This is a genomic window from Peribacillus sp. P4_B1, from assembly GCF_056402395.1.
In genome coordinates, this window is record NZ_JBFUHM010000008.1 from 102,936 (window position 1) to 120,354 (window position 17,419).

At 39.5% G+C, this 17,419-nt stretch carries 21 protein-coding genes, 1 pseudogene and 1 riboswitch; of the genes and pseudogenes, 7 read left to right on the forward strand and 15 right to left on the reverse strand.

The features are described 5' to 3' along the window. Positions 1–308 precede the first annotated feature (308 nt). On the reverse strand, positions 309–1,151 hold the full coding sequence (locus AC1DVK_RS06675) for a manganese catalase (protein WP_284471701.1): 843 nt from the start codon (positions 1,149–1,151) through the stop codon (positions 309–311). A 296-nt stretch (positions 1,152–1,447) separates the two neighbouring features. On the opposite strand from AC1DVK_RS06675, the gene AC1DVK_RS06680 reads away from it, so the two are divergent. From AC1DVK_RS06680 to AC1DVK_RS06690, 3 genes are all read left to right on the forward strand, one after another. Continuing rightward, positions 1,448–1,966 (forward strand): DUF2243 domain-containing protein, encoded by a 519-nt coding sequence (locus AC1DVK_RS06680; protein WP_477626093.1) that lies wholly within the window; start codon positions 1,448–1,450, stop codon positions 1,964–1,966. Continuing rightward, positions 1,956–2,741, forward strand: coding sequence for a cytochrome c oxidase assembly protein (locus tag AC1DVK_RS06685; protein WP_477626094.1), 786 nt, complete (start codon positions 1,956–1,958; stop codon positions 2,739–2,741). The genes AC1DVK_RS06680 and AC1DVK_RS06685 overlap by 11 nt, the downstream gene beginning before the upstream one ends. Positions 2,742–2,854: 113 nt before the next feature. Next, positions 2,855–3,220 carry a carboxymuconolactone decarboxylase family protein gene (locus tag AC1DVK_RS06690; protein ID WP_061461776.1) on the forward strand — a complete coding sequence of 122 codons (366 nt, stop codon included), beginning with the start codon at positions 2,855–2,857 and terminating at the stop codon, positions 3,218–3,220. A gap of 71 nt (positions 3,221–3,291) precedes the next feature. Here the strand turns inward: AC1DVK_RS06690 and AC1DVK_RS06695 are convergent, their stop codons facing one another. Then, positions 3,292–3,927 carry a spore coat protein gene (locus tag AC1DVK_RS06695; protein ID WP_477626095.1) on the reverse strand — a complete coding sequence of 212 codons (636 nt, stop codon included), beginning with the start codon at positions 3,925–3,927 and terminating at the stop codon, positions 3,292–3,294. Between the two features lie 163 nt (positions 3,928–4,090). Here AC1DVK_RS06695 and AC1DVK_RS06700 point away from each other — a divergent pair, with 163 nt between their 5' ends. Continuing rightward, positions 4,091–4,234 carry a hypothetical protein gene (locus tag AC1DVK_RS06700; RefSeq protein ID WP_167555965.1) on the forward strand — a complete coding sequence of 48 codons (144 nt, stop codon included), beginning with the start codon at positions 4,091–4,093 and terminating at the stop codon, positions 4,232–4,234. A gap of 84 nt (positions 4,235–4,318) precedes the next feature. After that, on the forward strand, positions 4,319–4,828 hold the full coding sequence (locus AC1DVK_RS06705) for a DUF3231 family protein (protein ID WP_410861385.1): 510 nt from the start codon (positions 4,319–4,321) through the stop codon (positions 4,826–4,828). A gap of 92 nt (positions 4,829–4,920) precedes the next feature. On the opposite strand, the gene AC1DVK_RS06710 is transcribed toward AC1DVK_RS06705, so the two are convergent. From AC1DVK_RS06710 to AC1DVK_RS06725, 4 genes are all read right to left on the reverse strand, one after another. Continuing rightward, the gene (locus AC1DVK_RS06710; RefSeq protein ID WP_477626096.1) at positions 4,921–5,091 is read right to left on the reverse strand and encodes a hypothetical protein; all 171 of its coding nucleotides are present in this window, start codon (positions 5,089–5,091) and stop codon (positions 4,921–4,923) included. A gap of 22 nt (positions 5,092–5,113) precedes the next feature. Then, on the reverse strand, positions 5,114–6,895 hold the full coding sequence (gene thiC, locus AC1DVK_RS06715) for a phosphomethylpyrimidine synthase ThiC (RefSeq protein WP_089363509.1): 1,782 nt from the start codon (positions 6,893–6,895) through the stop codon (positions 5,114–5,116). 135 nt (positions 6,896–7,030) lie between these two features. Then, a riboswitch (TPP riboswitch) is annotated at positions 7,031–7,145 on the reverse strand. Between the two features lie 115 nt (positions 7,146–7,260). Beyond that, on the reverse strand, positions 7,261–8,049 hold the full coding sequence (locus AC1DVK_RS06720) for an HAD family hydrolase (protein WP_477626097.1): 789 nt from the start codon (positions 8,047–8,049) through the stop codon (positions 7,261–7,263). 175 nt (positions 8,050–8,224) lie between these two features. Beyond that, positions 8,225–8,758, reverse strand: coding sequence for a histidine phosphatase family protein (locus tag AC1DVK_RS06725; RefSeq protein WP_284471704.1), 534 nt, complete (start codon positions 8,756–8,758; stop codon positions 8,225–8,227). A 102-nt stretch (positions 8,759–8,860) separates the two neighbouring features. Here AC1DVK_RS06725 and AC1DVK_RS06730 point away from each other — a divergent pair, with 102 nt between their 5' ends. Next, positions 8,861–9,757 (forward strand): PdaC/SigV domain-containing protein, encoded by an 897-nt coding sequence (locus AC1DVK_RS06730; RefSeq protein ID WP_089363506.1) that lies wholly within the window; start codon positions 8,861–8,863, stop codon positions 9,755–9,757. A 389-nt stretch (positions 9,758–10,146) separates the two neighbouring features. Here AC1DVK_RS06730 and AC1DVK_RS06735 read toward each other — a convergent pair whose 3' ends face one another. From AC1DVK_RS06735 to AC1DVK_RS06745, 3 genes are all read right to left on the reverse strand, one after another. Beyond that, positions 10,147–10,599, reverse strand: coding sequence for a hypothetical protein (locus AC1DVK_RS06735; protein WP_477626098.1), 453 nt, complete (start codon positions 10,597–10,599; stop codon positions 10,147–10,149). Positions 10,600–10,666: 67 nt separating this feature from the next. Further along, positions 10,667–10,972, reverse strand: coding sequence for a hypothetical protein (locus AC1DVK_RS06740; protein ID WP_477626099.1), 306 nt, complete (start codon positions 10,970–10,972; stop codon positions 10,667–10,669). Positions 10,973–11,260: 288 nt separating this feature from the next. Beyond that, positions 11,261–12,190: a glycerophosphodiester phosphodiesterase gene (locus AC1DVK_RS06745; RefSeq protein WP_477626100.1), complete on the reverse strand. Its 930-nt coding sequence runs from the start codon at positions 12,188–12,190 to the stop codon at positions 11,261–11,263. A gap of 627 nt (positions 12,191–12,817) precedes the next feature. On the opposite strand from AC1DVK_RS06745, the gene AC1DVK_RS06750 reads away from it, so the two are divergent. Further along, positions 12,818–13,735: an ATP-binding protein gene (locus AC1DVK_RS06750; protein WP_477626101.1), complete on the forward strand. Its 918-nt coding sequence runs from the start codon at positions 12,818–12,820 to the stop codon at positions 13,733–13,735. A gap of 62 nt (positions 13,736–13,797) precedes the next feature. Here AC1DVK_RS06750 and AC1DVK_RS06755 read toward each other — a convergent pair. From AC1DVK_RS06755 to AC1DVK_RS06780, 6 genes and pseudogenes are all read right to left on the reverse strand, one after another. After that, positions 13,798–13,986 (reverse strand): annotated as a pseudogene (locus AC1DVK_RS06755) (ABC transporter permease); the annotation flags it as partial. A gap of 18 nt (positions 13,987–14,004) precedes the next feature. After that, positions 14,005–14,187 (reverse strand): DUF6241 domain-containing protein, encoded by a 183-nt coding sequence (locus AC1DVK_RS06760; RefSeq protein ID WP_477626102.1) that lies wholly within the window; start codon positions 14,185–14,187, stop codon positions 14,005–14,007. Then, on the reverse strand, positions 14,129–14,593 hold the full coding sequence (locus tag AC1DVK_RS06765; protein ID WP_477626103.1) for a DUF6241 domain-containing protein: 465 nt from the start codon (positions 14,591–14,593) through the stop codon (positions 14,129–14,131). The genes AC1DVK_RS06760 and AC1DVK_RS06765 overlap by 59 nt, the downstream gene beginning before the upstream one ends. Before the next feature lie 414 nt (positions 14,594–15,007). Then, complete coding sequence (clpP, locus tag AC1DVK_RS06770; RefSeq protein WP_061461763.1) at positions 15,008–15,592, reverse strand: ATP-dependent Clp endopeptidase proteolytic subunit ClpP; 585 nt, start codon at positions 15,590–15,592, stop codon at positions 15,008–15,010. Positions 15,593–15,622: 30 nt separating this feature from the next. Further along, on the reverse strand, positions 15,623–16,330 hold the full coding sequence (locus tag AC1DVK_RS06775) for a sigma-70 family RNA polymerase sigma factor (RefSeq protein WP_089363498.1): 708 nt from the start codon (positions 16,328–16,330) through the stop codon (positions 15,623–15,625). Between the two features lie 438 nt (positions 16,331–16,768). After that, positions 16,769–17,068 carry a hypothetical protein gene (locus tag AC1DVK_RS06780; protein WP_176431960.1) on the reverse strand — a complete coding sequence of 100 codons (300 nt, stop codon included), beginning with the start codon at positions 17,066–17,068 and terminating at the stop codon, positions 16,769–16,771. Positions 17,069–17,419: the final 351 nt, after the last annotated feature.

The window sequence follows — 17,419 nt, forward strand, 5'->3', positions numbered from 1 at the left end:
CCCTTTTCCGGCATGGGCTTAGAAAATTTTTTGAATAGTAATTGTTCTGCACCACCCGGTTCTTTAACCACTACAGCTTTCATCCATCCCACTCCTTATTATATAAATAGAGACCGCCTTTGATATGGATTGTCTTGAAGTTGGAAACCATGCTACTCCAAAAAATTTCACAAGCAACTATTAAAGTTTTGAGCAACTATATACAGATAATGAAATATGTCCATCGATGAATCCGTAACCCTTGTAGAATAAAAAAAGCCGATGTCCCTTTAGGTCCATCAACCTTTTCTTGATGAGTTTTTATCTCTTTATCTATTAAGCGATTGATTTCTATCAAGGTCATGATGCAATTCTGCCGCCGGAACCTTTTGGTTAGGAATCTGCCCTTTTGCAACTGGTTCTGCCACATAAACAAAATCTCCTGTTCCATCTGGGGCACTTCCTGTTGCCCACAGGCCGTCTCCTGATTCATTGCCTTCTGACAAGTTCCAGAATTCGTACGCTTCCGGTTGGGATTCCATTTCCGCTTCAGGAGGGAATGACGCAGGGACGACTACGCCGTTTTTCTCTTCAAGTTCTGCAATGGCCGCCATCCATTGATATTGGTGGTAACGGTCACGGGCTAACATTTTACGGAACGTAGCACGGACACCTTCATCTTTTGTCATATGATATAAACGGGCCACTTGAAGGCGTCCTTGACTTTCAGCATGCAGATTCGACCGCATGTCCGCTAATAAATTTCCGCTCGCTACAATATAAGATCCGTTCCAGGGAACCCCATTCGAGTTGGTTGGCAGTCCGCCTAGACCGCTTACGAGCAAATGCTGGGGATTGATTCCACCCATGATCGCTGCTATGGCAGGGTCTTTTGCGGCTTCTGCCTGATCTTCCGGAGAAGCGCCATCAAGCAATTGACTAATGAGCGTACAAAGCATTTCTACATGCCCAATTTCCTCTGTACCAATATCCATCAGCATATCTTTATATTTTTCTTCTCCCCGACAGTTAAAACCCTGAAAAAGATATTGCATCATGACAGTCATTTCCCCAAACTGTCCACCTAAAACTTCTTGGATTTGACGGGCCAGCATCGGATCTGGTCGATCTACCTTAACTTCAAATTGCAATTCTTTTTGATGACGAAACATATTAACTCCTCCTTTTATTGCAGTAGATTTTTTTATATAATACGGTTTTTTTTACCCGCTTGCCCATCCTTGAAACATGATTTCAGTTATAACGATCAGGAATTAGAAAAAATTGTTATGTGGTTAAAAAAGATAACTGAAAGCTAAGGAATATCTAAATTCATGGCCGTCTCAATAAAAAAGTGTTATTAAAGGTCCATTTCCCCTGTCTATAACCTTACAATACTGGGTAAAGTACAAAGAACCAAATAAAGGAAAAAATACTGTATCTAAGCAAACTAAAAGGAGGAAGGAAAATGGATTTCAAGCCCAGAAATCAAAAAGATCAATCTCTTTCAGAAATCCGCTATACTTATTCCGCTCGTAATCTTTGGTCAGGTTTTCTATTCGGGATCGGACTGGTTGCATTCATCGATGAGGCCATCTTTCATCAGCTATTGCATTGGCATCACTTCTATGACAAGTCCACATCCAATATTGGGCTTGTCTCGGATGGTTTATTTCATGCTCTAAGCTGGTTCGCGACTGTCGGGTCTTTGTTCATGTTCGCTGACCTTCGCCGCCGAAAGGGATTATGGCTGAAAAGGTGGACAGGGGGAGTATTGCTAGGGGCAGGTTCTTTTCAGTTATATGACGGTACCATCCAGCACAAGCTCATGCGTCTTCATCAGATCCGTTACAATGTCGATATTCTCCCATACGACTTGATTTGGAGCATTGCAGCCACCGTCATGATTTTGATCGGCATTTCCCTTATCATTCGAACACGGCGCAGCTTACTTAAAATGAAAGCAGAAGGCCGCTATGCACAGTAATGGTCATATTCAAAATGATAATGGAGCTCTCTTTGAATCGATTTTATTGATTCTACCCGCGCTTGTTATAGTGATCTATATTGCAGCTGTCGTAATTTCGAGCCGCCGCTATCAAAAATGGCCCTTATATCGTACGTTTTTATGGATTCTTGGCATCATCTGTGCAGCTTCTGCAATCATTGGCCCCATAGCCAATCGCGCGCATATGGACTTCACTGCGCATATGGTTGGTCATTTACTGCTTGGAATGATTGCACCCATCCTACTCGTGCTTGCTGCTCCCATTACTCTTGTACTGCGAACACTTGATGTACAATCAGCAAGACGCCTTTCAAAGTTGTTGAAAAGTTGGCCGCTGCGCATTTTAAGTAATCCAACCATCGCTTCCGCGCTAAATATTGGGGGACTCTGGATACTTTATACGACTGGGTTATATGTGTTGATGCATCAGAGTGCGCTTCTACATGCATTAGTGCATTTTCACGTGTTCATAGCGGGTTATCTATTCACTGCATCTATGATTTATATGGACCCTGCGCCCCACAGGTTCAGCTTCATGTTTCGAGCTATCGTATTTACAATTTCACTGGCCGGCCATGATATCCTTTCTAAATATATTTTTGCCCATCCTCCAAGCGGAGTCACCAAGGAACAAGCGGAAAATGGAGGAATGTTAATGTATTATGCCGGTGATGCCATCGACGTTACAATTATCTGCATCCTATGCTATCAATGGTTCAAAGCCACCCGGCCTAAGGGATCACTTGCCTTGTAGGAAGGACGGTTCTATGATTACTTCTGTAAACTCCTGTGTTTCTGTTTAATCGTTCATTGTTTAGCTCATACTAATTTTTGATGAAAAAAATTTAGGATGGAGCTGAATGGAAAATGGAATTTGAAGCTAACAATTCTACTGAAAATGCTCTTCGTGATTATAAAGCTGGAATCGGTGCCTTTACGCATAAAATGCCTGATCTAGCTGAGAAATTCAATTCGTTTACGGAAGAGTGCTTTAAAGAAGGGCAATTATCCAAGAAAGAAAAACAGCTTATCGCACTAGGAATAAGCTTATATTCGCAAGATGAATATTGTATTATCTATCATACTAAAGGATGTCTAGATCAAGGCTGTTCCGAACAAGAAATTCTTGAAGCCATTGGCGTGACCGCAGCATTTGGCGGGGGAGCCACCATGAGTCAGGCTGTAACCCTCGTCCAGGAATGCATTCAGGAAATAAATCAGATGAAACAATGATAAAGAAGGGGTAGGACAATTTGTCCTACCCCTTCTTTCTGTTTGACAAAGGAATCCAAAAACCATGTCATTTAATGACTTATGTTGTTATTTCCTTGTGCGGGTGCATATGAATTCATCATTTGTTGCATATCCTGCTGTGCAAGCTGTGGAACTTGGTAGTAATGATGTTTGTTTTGATATAACGAAATCTCATATGCCATTTCAATGCAGTTCGGAACGGAATCTGCAAACACACGGCGAACCACCGGATTCGTTATTTCAAGCGCTGCCATCGCTTTCATGGATGCTGCAGACTTAACAGCTCCAAGCATCAAGCCTGCAATGCACTCATCTGTAATTTCCGACACGGATTGCAAAGGTTTCTTTGGCTGGGTTGGTGTCAATCCATATATAAAATCATTACCTTGATTCATTTTGTAGCTCTGGGTTGGTTTAGAAGGATCTTGGCCCGTTTGGAAGCACTCCAGTGAAATATTATATTCACCTTGGATGAACTGATATTGACGATCCAGAATGTCCATCAATTCCTGATCCTGAGCATGCTGACGCAAAAGCATGTAAGTGTTTAAAGTTCCAATCGCTCCCGACAACACTTCATGTACATCGAATACTTCGTGACCACCGTGATTCATTTGTGGGGGAATAGCACCCGTTTGCATGTTCTGGTGTACTTGACCTTGTTGATTTTGATTTTGATTTTGCATTTTTATTTCCCTCCTCGTTTCATCAATGATGTGAACAAGCTTAGTATGTTAAAAACCAACAGGATTATTCAATAAACTCTTCCGCCCTACATCATGTTGTCTGTATACAAAAAGCCGTGATGTTCTAAACTATAAACACTTTATATGTATGGGAGGATTTCAAATGACTCATAAATGCTTCTATTGTACTGATGACACGGAAGAAAAAAAAATCCATGTCGTAACATTTCAAGTTACTGACACGGATAGAAATGAAATGCTCTGTGATGAATGTTATCAAGAATGGCTACAAGGAATAAAAGGCTAATTTACCCTCTAACATTTCCAAACATTAACTCATGGATTAGTACAGGGTAACTTAAATGCGTAAAATAGTTCAAGGAGGATGGTTATGGGAATTTTAAGTGGAAACCCAAAAGAAGAGCCTATGCATTACGGAGAGGTATTTGGTACATGGGCATTTCTAACAACAACAAAAGGGTTAATTGCATGTCATCAAACAATGCTCAATCACACTGGTGACAAGGACCTGCATAAATTACTTGTAGAAGTGATAAATCAAGGGAAACAGGAAAATGACCAAATTGAATTATTATTAAAAGAAAATAACGTAGGACTGCCTCCATCACCACCTGAAAGGCCTAAAGCTAATTTAGAGGATATTCCCGTTGGGGCACGTCTTCAAGATCCTGAAATCTCTGCTTCAGTATCAATCGATATTAATGCAGGATTAGTTGCTTGCAGCCAGATCATGGGTCAATGCATCCGCGAAGATATCGCAGTGATGTTCGCACAATTCCATGCAAAAAAAGCAGTATTGGGTGCTGATTTCCTAAGATTAAATAAGGAAAAAGGATGGCTGGTCCCTCCCCCTCTTCATATTAATAAAACAAGTTTGTAATGAAATATCCCTTAATCATGTTGACTTTATGATTGAATGCCTCACATGATTAAGGGATTAATTCCGATAACGAAAGGACGATTAAGGAATCACTACCATTGCAGACTTTCGATTAAGTAGCACTTTGTACATTGTTGACTATATTCAGTTTTTACAAATTCATGATTACAATTCTCGCGAAAAATGTTCAGCTCTCTTTTCAGCTGTTCCAATTGAGTTTCCAACTGTTTCATTTCAACTTTTATCTGGATTACCCGATTCATCGAATTCTCCCTCTCGTCCGAGTCATTGATAGATTTCTCCGTCCGTTTTCCTAAATTCATTCGCTTTTTCTTTAAGCCCTTCATCGATTACCGACTCAAAACCCAGGCCCTTTTCTTTTGCCAAATCACGGATGTCCTGGGAGATTCTCATACTGCAGAATTTAGGTCCGCACATTGAACAGAAATGGGCTGTTTTGGCACCTTCAGCCGGTAGAGTTTCGTCGTGATATTCAACCGCCCTTTCAGGGTCGAGAGAAAGATTGAACTGATCTCTCCAACGAAATTCGAATCTAGCCTTCGAAAGGGCATCATCCCGTTTTTGTGCATCCTTATGGCCTTTTGCAAGGTCAGCTGCGTGGGCTGCAATTTTATACGTAATGACCCCTACTCGAACATCCTCTTTATTCGGAAGTCCCAAATGCTCTTTCGGTGTCACATAACATAGCATGGCAGTTCCAAACCATCCAATCATTGCAGCACCAATCGCAGAAGTAATATGATCGTATCCAGGAGCTATATCCGTTGTTAAAGGTCCTAAGGTATAGAATGGAGCTTCTTGACAGACTTCCAGCTGCTTATCCATATTTTCTTTAATCAAATGCATCGGTACGTGACCCGGTCCTTCTACCATGACTTGAACATCGTGCTTCCAAGCAATCTTCGTCAGTTCCCCCAGTGTTTCCAATTCAGCAAATTGCGCCTCATCGTTTGCATCTGCAATGGATCCAGGACGGAGGCCGTCACCTAATGAAAATGAAACATCATATGCCTTCATGATTTCACAAATCTCTTCAAAGTGAGTATAGAGGAAGCTTTCTTGGTGGTGGGCCAAGCACCATTGTGCCATGATGGAGCCCCCTCGTGAAACAATACCCGTAACTCGTTTTGCTGTTAAAGGGATGTACCGCAAAAGCACACCAGCGTGTATGGTGAAGTAATCGACACCTTGCTCGGCCTGCTCGATTAATGTATCCCGAAAAACTTCCCAATTTAAATCTTCCGCGACTCCATTCACTTTTTCCAATGCTTGATATATCGGAACCGTCCCAACTGGCACTGGTGAATTCCTGATAATCCATTCCCGGGTCGTGTGAATATTCTTTCCGGTGGATAAATCCATTATGTTGTCGGCTCCCCAACGTGTAGCCCAAGTCATTTTCTCCACTTCATCTTCGATCGATGAACTAACAGCTGAGTTTCCTATATTCGCATTTATTTTCACATGAAAATTACGTCCGATGATCATTGGCTCACTTTCAGGATGGTTAATATTTGCCGGAATGATCGCCCTGCCGCTAGCTACCTCTTCTCTTACAAACTCAGGGGCAACATTTTCCCTGATTGAAATGAACTCCATTTCTGGGGTGATGATACCTTTACGGGCATAATGAAGCTGGGTTACGTTTTTCCCTTTCATTGCACGCAATGGCTTTCTTTTCAATCCCGGAAAAATTTCAGCTTTGGATTGTGACTCCACTTTTTTATACCCATTATCTTCGGGTTTTATTTCACGTCCTTCATACTCCTCAACGTCTTCACGTTCCAAGACCCAATTGCGTCTAATCGGGGCAAGGCCTTTATGAATATCAATGGGATATTCTGAATCCGTATATGAACCGCTTGTGTCATAAACCCGCAAAGGCGGATTCTCCTCTTCACCGAATGCACCTGTAGTGGGACTTAGTTTAATTTCACGCATAGGTACTTTAATATCAGGTCTAGATCCCTCAACATACACTTTTTTACTCCCGGCAAAACTGGACATAATTGAAACGTTCATGTCATTTACTGAATTACTCATCATGATTTCATTTCTCCTTTTTAAGTTCATTTAAAAAGGACAAAATCCAATCCATTTCGCACGAAAAAACCGGATCTCATATTTAAGACCCGGCTAACGTTAGTATGACTACAGCAATGACCAAATGAAATGTCATTGTTTAGTAGATTCTAACTTCCCCACGCTGGTATGAACCAGATCAGGTCCTGAGGGTTAAGAAGCATAAGCGCTTCTCTCTCAGCCCAACTGTTATTGGACACCCCTAGTCTGAATAATTTAATTGATTACAGGGTAACTATATATCACCCTTTTCATTCTGTATATAATTTGAAAGTCCTAATACTTTAGGTCATCCTCTCCAAATTCGTTACTTGGAGAAGGATCACCAATTAATTTTCCAGGCTCTCAAGGATTGGGAAAAGCTCCTCTAAATGCTTGATTTCATAGGTTGGAAGCACTTCATTCCGTTCCTTATCATGGCGATTTATCCAAACCGACTTTATACCTACCCGTGATGCTCCAAGGATATCCGTCATTAAATTATCGCCGACCATCAATACTTCATCCTTATCAAGCTCCATGCTCTCCAAAGCATGCTCAAAAATGGAGGCATCCGGTTTACCTCGTCCAAAAGCTCCAGAAATGACGATTTGATCGAAATAAGGAACTAGTTCAGGTGTAATTTCAAGTTTAGTATTTTGGAGTTCAGGAGAACCGTTTGTCAACAATAGCATTTTGTACTTCCCTTTTAATTCATCTAACACACGGAATGATTCTTCATAAATAAATGGCTTTTTACGTCTCTCTGCAGGGAAACGTTCTGCCAGTTCGAGCCCAAATGCCGGGTCATCGATCCCTAATGCCTTCAAGCCTCTCGTCCATGCTTCTTTCCGATAATTTGGTGCAATCACGGCCATCTTCCGGAATTCATCATGATCATCCTGAAAATTCCCCCACAGTCCTTCAAATGGGTTGATTCCGATCATTTGTGTAAATCCATAAGTATCGTAAGAAGAATAAAGCTCACGCGCTTCCTTCCGAACCGCTTCTTCAAACTCGTCGACATTTAAATCATATTTCTCCTTAGCCACTTCACATGTGGCCACAAAAGCCTCTTTTACACTTTTCTGATCCCATAGTAATGTATCATCTAAATCAAAAAAAACTGCCTTCACCAAATTGTCCAACCTCTTTCCCTATTATTGAATTCGTAAAAATTACACTATTACAATAATAAACCACAACCAAAAGAAAAAGAATAACTAATCGGAAAAGGCCTGCATCTTTCTTAAGCAAAATGTTCAATATACCAGACTTACCTTCTATGGCGGGAAACCCTATATTTTTGACTTATCATCTTTCGAATACATACAGCTTTCCATTACCGGCAATCTTGAATTTTGGACCGGTGAACCCCCGTCGTATCAGCTCTTTCCTCATATAAACCATAAGGGCGGCATGACTCACGATCAGAACATCCCTTTCCCCCTTTGCAAAAACTTCATCCAATACTTTATTGATCCTTCGTTCGGCGATCTTAATTTCCGCCCTTGTCTCCTTGTTGAACAGCGAGCAGCAGCGAATCCAGATGGCCCAAAGGATGAACGGCAGCTTCACCTTCCCTTTGAGAGGGGGAGAAGGTATTTCCCGCAGCTCCTCCATCCGATGAACCGTACCTGGATAAATATGTTCCGCTGTCTTGACAGCTCTCGACATATCACTGCAATAACATTCCTGCCATTCCTCCACGCCAAGTAAAGTCGTTCCATAAATAATATCCGCTGCATCATAGTCCACAAACCATTGCTTCATATCATCCGCCGTCACAGATTTCCCAGTAGGGAATTCATGTGCCACCTTAAAATGCCGTACTAAACCAATTTTCATTTTTTTCTCCTCTTTAGCTTTTGAATTATAAAATTAACTTTCTATTTGATCCACCAACTTATATAATAGGTGATGTAAAAATTATACAAAGGTGGTAATTGAATGCTATTCAAGAATTTCACTAAGATTTTCCTTGCTGTCGCATTAGCTTTTACATGCATCTCTTTTTTACTGATAAAAATCGACTCTGTCTCCGCAGCCACTACAGAAAACGCAACGGTAAACACGAAGAATTCCCCTTTATCTGTTAGAAGTGGTCCCGGCACCAGCTATAAAAAAGTAGGATCGTTGGAGAAAGGGAAAGCCGTAACCGTTTATTCGAAAACAAAATCCGGCTGGTCGGAAATTCGGTACAATGGAAAAAAAGCCTATGTATCTACTAAATATTTAAAATTCAGCAATGTGAAGATAACCAAGAAAAAGTATAAAAATATTAGTGACTTGTCGTATCCGCAAGTATCAGGACTAAAAAGTAAAGCAGCTCAGGATAAAATTAATCAGGTGTTAACTAAGCATGCCAAGGATGCCTATTCCTTTTATCTGCAAGCAAAAAAGGATAGGGAAAAAGATAAAAATGAGGAATGGTGCAAAGAATCCCCATACACTTGCCAGTATAGTTACAGTATTTCGTATAAAGTGAAATTCAACCAGGATGAAAAGCTAAGCATTCTTTTTGACGATTACTCCTATAGCGGTGGAGCTCATGGAATGGGATACACAACATCCTATAATTTTAAAGTGTCTTCCGGTAAACAGGTGAAAATCAGTGAAATCCTCACATCTAAAGTGAAATATACGAAGGTGCAGAAATATGCTTTTGACTACATGAGGAAAAGAGATAGTTTTTATGTAAAAAAACAGAGCGAGGTTCCCGTCAATAAGGATTCACAGTTCTATTATACAAATGGGGGGATCTATCTCGTATTCCAAGAATATGAAGTAGCTCCTTATGCATTTGGCCGCCCTGCAGTAAAAATCCCAAGTAAGGTTTATAAATAATTTCGTCGCACAGGGGCTAACTCCTGTGCTTTTTTAGTGCCTTACATTCAATATATCTAACAAATGATCGAAAAATATAGACCATATTTCACAGTCTGATGCGATTTCATGCATACTTACCATCGCATTCAAAAAAGTGGATTTTTTTAATAATAGATATTTGATGGGAATATGTTTTTAACCAATGCCTAACTTACTTTTATCTGATGTAAACATAATGCGAAGATGTTATTAGTTAAAGAACGGGAATAAGGAGTGTATAGGGTTTACCTGATAGGATAGATGGGACCGAATACGAAGAAAAGAAGGCTTGTTATGCTAACCAAAACAGCTTTAATATGATCCAAGAATAATGAAAATAGAGAAGGCTTTTTACCTTCTCCATTTTTTCACTTCAAAAATTGGAGTTCAGTAATCGTACATATTTTTCTAAATTTATATTTACCACTCATATCACTGAATTGATAATTATTTAGTACCTTTTCCAACTGTCCTTTTAGCTTTTCTTCCATGATAAATGAATCGACAGCCTCTTTCCAATTTTCTTTTCCGATTAACTCTTCGAATGGAATGGTAGTTAGGACTTCATCATAAATCTGGATGCTTTGATCGATGCCGAAGCTGCCATATATACTGCCATTTTCATCAGCAAAAATATGCTCCGATTCCAGTTCTTCCACAAATACTTCTAGATATTCCTTTGACTTGACAGGCTTGATGGCAATCTCTGCTTCCGCCCTTACAGGCCCAAATCTCTTATCGACGACCTCAATTGTTAACTGAACTTGAATAGGCTGATACCCAAACCCTTCACAAAGTTCTGCTGCCGAATTATATACCATCTGAACACCCTCCTTTTATTTACTATCATTATATAATATAAATACTTCATCTCATTACCAAAAGCCCTTATTCAAGATCACTTGGCATCGTTTCTTTTTTGAAGATCAACTCATCTTTTTCCCTATCATAATAATAGATTTTGAATGTTTCATCTCCGCTTAAATCTGTACTGCCAGTCAACACGCCAAAAAGTCTATTTCCCATATCGATCATATTGGAATAACTGGCCTGAGGATACACATTATACCCTCCATCATTCATAGGATCAATCGTCACATTCCCTGATCCACCTGGAACAAAAGCAACGATAATAGTCAAGAAAATCAGTGTAATCCTGATATTCTTCAGTTCACGCGCATAATGATCATTCATCTTTTTTCACCTTTTTTATACAATATCCATAATATAACAATAATTTCAATCCATTTGTGTCCCTAATAAAAAAAGCCCATGCAGATTGAACTATACCCCGAATAATGGACACAGTAAAAAAAGTCCCTTATTCGAGGTTTTTCTATGTCCTCATACTAGAAACCTGTTTATAATCAAAAGTCTACTAAGCCTATGAACACCTATTTCTCCCAATAATTAAATGCCCTTCATTACAAAAAAAAGCCCCAGAAAACCGGGACTCACCTATGAAACACTTATTTAGTAACCTTATAAATTCACATTGTCATTGTGCTTTTCATGCTTATACTCTCTTAGAACCTCGTTAAATACATCGGGATAATTCGTAAATAGCCCCGTTGCACCCCATTCTAGAGCTTTTTTCATGTCCGCTCTTTCATTTACTGTATATGGATGGAATTGAAGGTCATGATTTCGAACCATCTTCACATATTGTCCGTCCACCTTATTGAAATTCGGACCCACTCCAATGGCATATTTCTTAATGGATTCCAATTCCTCATCAGAAATGGTTGCTTGGTTCTTATAAGAAAAAAGCTGCACAAGCGGTAAATTTGGATTCATGTCATGAACCTTCAACAGGCTTTCTTGACTGAACGATTGTATAAGTACATTTTTGGTACGGCCTTTTGAATCCACCAGTTTATTTTCTTTCAGAACTTGCAGAAGTTCTTCTTCCATTCCTGGATATACATCAGGAGACTTTGTTTCAATATAGTAATTGGCCTGCCTGCCGAATTTCATAAAGACTTCTTCAAGAGTGGGTACCGTTAACCCTTCATATTTCTTTTTTGCCAATTGCGGATATTTTTCATTGAACCATGTACCAGCATCTAGTTTTTTGATTTCTGCCAGCGTTAAGTCTTTCACTAGACCTGTACCATTCGTTGTACGATCCACCTTTTCATCATGCATGGCTATCAATCTTCCATCCTTTGTCATCTGAAGATCGATTTCTATGTAGTCGCCTTTCATTTGTTCTCCCAATTGATATCCGGGAATCGTATGTTCAGGAGCATAACCGGAAGCTCCTCGATGTGCGATATTCACAATTTTCCTCTCATAAATAGATGAATTCGAATGATCTTCATTTGCTGCTGAGGCCTCCATGGAAGTAGCCTGCAATATAAAAGCCGCACTCATCATGCATAAACCGAATTTCTTTATATTCGTTTTCATTTTCCCTATCCCCTTCCTATTATTACCACCATTTTAGAAGGGGAATGTAAATCTACAGCAAATATAGTGTAAAGAAATAATACATTAGTTAAAATGGGTAAAATGCCCCGTGAAGCAAATTACTTGCAAGGCCTCCGTGCAGTTCGTTATACCCAACCTAATTCCATGAACCCATTCCATTCGCCTCCCCATCATCCATTTCCCCTTGTTTTAGAAGGATTTGTTACATACGTTGACAAGATCTATTTTTTTCTGATTTACAAAAAACTAGTATCAGATTACTATTAAACAAACAGAATATTTATATTAAGGGGAATTATGTTAAAAAACTATCAATATTATCAAAACAAACACCGATTTATACTGAAGGCATTCATGGCAATGATATCCTTTTTACTATTAGTTGGGATTTCCGTATCACCTATAAGTTGGAAAGATAACCCCTACGATATGACATTTCAGGTCATTTTAATATCGGGGATGATAATTTCTCTGTTGTTTTTCTTAAAAACAGAAGTCAATTTCTATAAAACCCTATTCATTTCTTTAATTACTGTTTATATATATAGCAAATTCTGGATTTTCCCAGATACCGCAATTATGCTGGCTTTTTTTGCTATAGCACCCTTGATTCCCATTTTTCTCTTTGATAAAATCGGATTTTATATTGTCGCCACTTTAAATATCATATTAGGTCCTGCTTCCATCTTGATCATTTCGCAAACGGATCTTAAATACACTTATGAGTATGTTTCATTGGATAGTTTCGGCAATACGATTAATTTCATCGCTATACAAATCATATTGGTATTTGTGTTCATAGGAACCAACAATAGGATGGAATCCACTAATGCATTCCATAAGGAGATCCAACAGGCCAAGCAATTGAACTCAGTCGGTCAGCTAGCAGCCACCATTGCACATGAGATACGAAATCCCATTACAGTCGTGAAGGGGTTTGCCCAGTTATTGGATCAAGAGAAGGAACTGAATGAGACGGAAAAATTTTATGTGCAGACCATGCTTACAGAACTTGAATATACACAAGTGATAATCAATGACTATTTGTCTTTGGCAAAACCGCAAACGGATAATATTCAGGTCATTCCTTTAAATTATGAAATCCAAAAGATTTCCGATCTATTATCCAGTTTTGCCAATAATCGAAACATAGGCTTTCAACTTGATTTCCGTGATGACCTACAAATCAACATGAATCCGATCGAGCTTAAACAGATACTGGTCAATATCATGAAAAATGGAATTGAGTCGATGAACAATCCCGGATTCATCAAGGTGGAAACAGAGAAGGAACGCACTATGGCAAAAATCCGAATAACGGATACAGGAATAGGTCTTTCCAAAGAACAGCTTGAAATACTCGGCACCCCATTCTATTCGCTTAAAGATAGGGGAACTGGTATCGGCCTGACCGTTTGTTATTCCATCGTTCAAAAATACAAAGGGAAAATCGTGGTACAGAGCGAATTGAACAAAGGAACATCCTTCACTATTTATTTGCCCTTACATAGCGAAATAGATTAAAACATACATTAACAAACAAGAAAAAGGATGACCTCCCAAAACCGGGCGGTCATCCTTTTCAATTAGGCTTTAAAGCTATCTTGCCATTTCAGCAAATGATCTTCTAAAAAGCGGACAAACGAGTCGGAGATTTTACCAGCCATGGCAAAAATGATGATGCCTACGAATACGACGTCCGTTTGCATGAATGAATGGGCATCCCGGATCATGAAGCCCACCCCTCTATCTGCACCCAACAATTCAGCTACAACCGAGCACATCAAATGGCCTCACTTAAAATTCACTTCAATGAATTCAATCTCTTCTGCCGCACTTAATGTGCCATGGGCTTTTCCAACGGTGCTTTCTTTGTCTTCCCAAAAGAAGTTATGGTCCTGAACGATCGTGCTAAAATTAAAGTCCCCCCCACCTGGCAGCAATGCCGAGCAATCTATCTCTATGCTGAAAATCACTTAAATCCACTATTTTATAAACCTCTTCTATAATCTTAGGGGACATTGGTATAGCTCCCCATTTATCTTGCGATCGAACTTTTTGATGAGTCATTTTATGCATGACGTCCATGACTTCCGTTTCGGTTGAGTCTTCATCAAGCCCTGTTTCAAATTCAATCCCATCATATATCGCTGTTTTCGCTTCAAGTTCCACCGCTTTAGCTTTCGCTTCCCTTTGGGCTGTGATTTTAACATCCTCTCTTTCTCTTTCAATTTGTTCTTTGGTTTCCCTGGCTTCGATCTCCAGTTGTGCTTTTTCGTAATCATTGGAGTTTTCCATGATTTTAAAGGAAGCAATCCCCAACCCGAATAATGCCAATACAAAGATTCCACTAATAAGTAAAACCTTTTGCGTTTTCTTCATTGAAACTTCCTCCAAGATATTGATAATGTTAGATAATATTTATTTTAACATATTAAATGGATGGACTATCCAGAAAAGGAAGACATCCAAAATCCTTTTCTCAGCCCTTTTCAAAAAGAATTTCAGTAGTTTCAGATTTCAATAGTCACCCTTGGCACCCTTCTATTTTTTCACACATATGGAATGGTGGTCATATCTCTTCTTCCTCCTAACAATAATATTGGCTATGCGGCCATTGAGATGTAGCTAAATTAGTGGATCCAAAAAAGTATTGGAACGAGGTATGGGGATTTGTAAATAAATATATGGAGTAATGTCGAAGGTAAAAAAGAAACTGCCGATATAGATATCGACAGTTTCTTTTCGTTTTCATCCAGCTAATTTTTGAGTTTACTGATGGCGTTTTTATCAGGATTACTTATCCTGAACGATTATTTCATCGATTATACCGTAATCCTTCGCCTCTATTGCGCTTAAGAAGTAATCACGATCTGTGTCCTTCGCCACCTTTTCGATAGGCTGCCCAGTCCTTTCCGAGATGATTTGATTGATATGATCCTTTAGTTTCAAAATCCTTCGGGCAGAAATTTCAATTTCCGTGGCTTGCCCCCTCGCCCCACCAAGCGGTTGATGAAGCATGATTTCACTATTTGGCAAAGCGCACCTTTTCCCTTTCGTACCCGCCAATAAAAGCATGGCACCGAATGATGCAGCCATCCCCGTACATACAGTCCGGATATCAGGCTTAATATATTGCATCGTATCATAAATGGCGAAACCGGCACTGGTCGATCCCCCTGGACTGTTTATGAAGATGGTAATTTCCTTCTCAGGTGCATCTGCTGCCAAGAATAACAATTGGGCAACCACACTATTGGCTAAATGATCGGTGATTTCTTCCCCAATCATGATGATACGGTCTTTTAAAAGTCTGGAATAAATATCATACGAGCGCTCACCCTTGCCTGATTGCTCAATTACATATGGAATGGTGGTCATATCTCTTCTTCCTCCTAACAATAATATTGGCTATGCGGCCATTGAGAGTGTGTTTGAAGGAGTGAAGCTTGATTTGGAAAGAATCGAACGATTCATCAGTTTAGGAATCATCGATTCACTGTTCAGGGATTTGAAAGATGGAATGCTTCTAATGAGGATATCAGGATTCTGGGCTTTTAAAGCCTGTGTCATCAGGGACATGAGCCGCTGTTCCTCCTCATCCTGCCAATCTTCCACACAAGACAACTTACGCTCTTCAACGTCATCGTCAAAACGCTTTTTCACACGGTTCAAGATTGCCTTTACAGCCGTTTCCGTGGTGTTCAAATAATCTGAGATTTCTTTTGACCGATAGAGGAATCCTTCCTTTAACAGGAATACAACGGCTTGTTTCGGGGTAAGTGACTTTATTATATATTCAACCGTTTCAAAGGCATTTTCCCCAACTGATCCCTGTTGTTCGGTATCCAACAGTTCGTCTAATGATTCTTTTTTCCTTTTTCGTATCGTATCAATCCAGGAATGGCGGGCTATTGTCTTCAATAAAGCCGTTGTTATCTCGGTTTTCTTTCCATAGCCCTGCATTGCCTTCAATACCGTTTCCTGTGCCAAATCATCCCCATCCCAATTATTTTGGGTCAGGAATCGGCAAAACCGAAGCAATTCAGGATAGACTTCACGCAAAATCGCACCGTTATCCTTTTCTTCAGAAATATCTTCCCTTAACTTATTTATCATTTTTCTCACTCCTTCAACACCCTCTATCCTATAAACGTTTCAGAAAGAGAAAAAGATATGGGGGTGAAAAATTTTCCTTCATTCTTCATTATATTCTATTCCATTTTTTCCATTGGATTTCCTTTCATACTAAAAAACCTGTTTGATTAAGATCCAAACAGATTAGTTTCGATGTTCTATATGAACAAATATGGCCTTCTTCGCTGTGTACCCGTTCGTCACCACTCATTTCAGCAAAGACTTATTTTCCAAAACACTTCATATTCCCCGTTAATTCCACTCCGTTCCATTAAGCCAATCAGCCAAATCTTTGGATGTCCCCCCGCTCGCGATAATATTCGGTCAATATGTCCTTATCTTTGCGCTAAACCCCGACGTCCCGGATACCCTTGTTGCCCTGAATTTCAAATTTACGGGTGATCCATAGGAACTCTGCTGCTATTCCAAGTGTTCAATGCATTCAACCGTATATTCGCTAGGTTCCATAACGTTTTCTTCAATACCAAACCAACTGGAGGCGCGACTCTCATTAGCGCTATCTTTACAATAGTTCACCAAAGAACCTGCTGGCATTTCTTCTTGATCGCTCATCTCTTCAAAATTAACTGATTGCTCGTTATGACTCCCGCTGTCTGTCTTTTCATTCTCCAAGTCTGCGAACATGAACATACAGTAAAAAACCGCAACCATAATTGCCATAGTAAACAACCTTGACATTAAAGGCAGTAACTTTTTCAATATAACTTAACCTCTCTTCATGGTGGTTTCCCAATCCTGCTGTTAAAGCATAATAAATTCAGAATGAGTTAATTCATCTATTAAATATCCATCAAAACATCAGTTTAGAAAAATATTCCTATAGACTCATTATATCAAGTTCCAGAAGTTTTTAATGCCATTATTCAACCTTAATACGAATAAACAACTAAAATACTTCGAACCCTTAAAAGTGGACAGTCCAAAAAATGTCAGTATACACCTCACATTGACTTCCATCCTTTTCAAGTGTTACTCTTAAATTAATAAAAAGTATACATTCAAAACACTGATTCCATTAGCGTGAAATAAGGGTGATCTCATTTGCCAAAA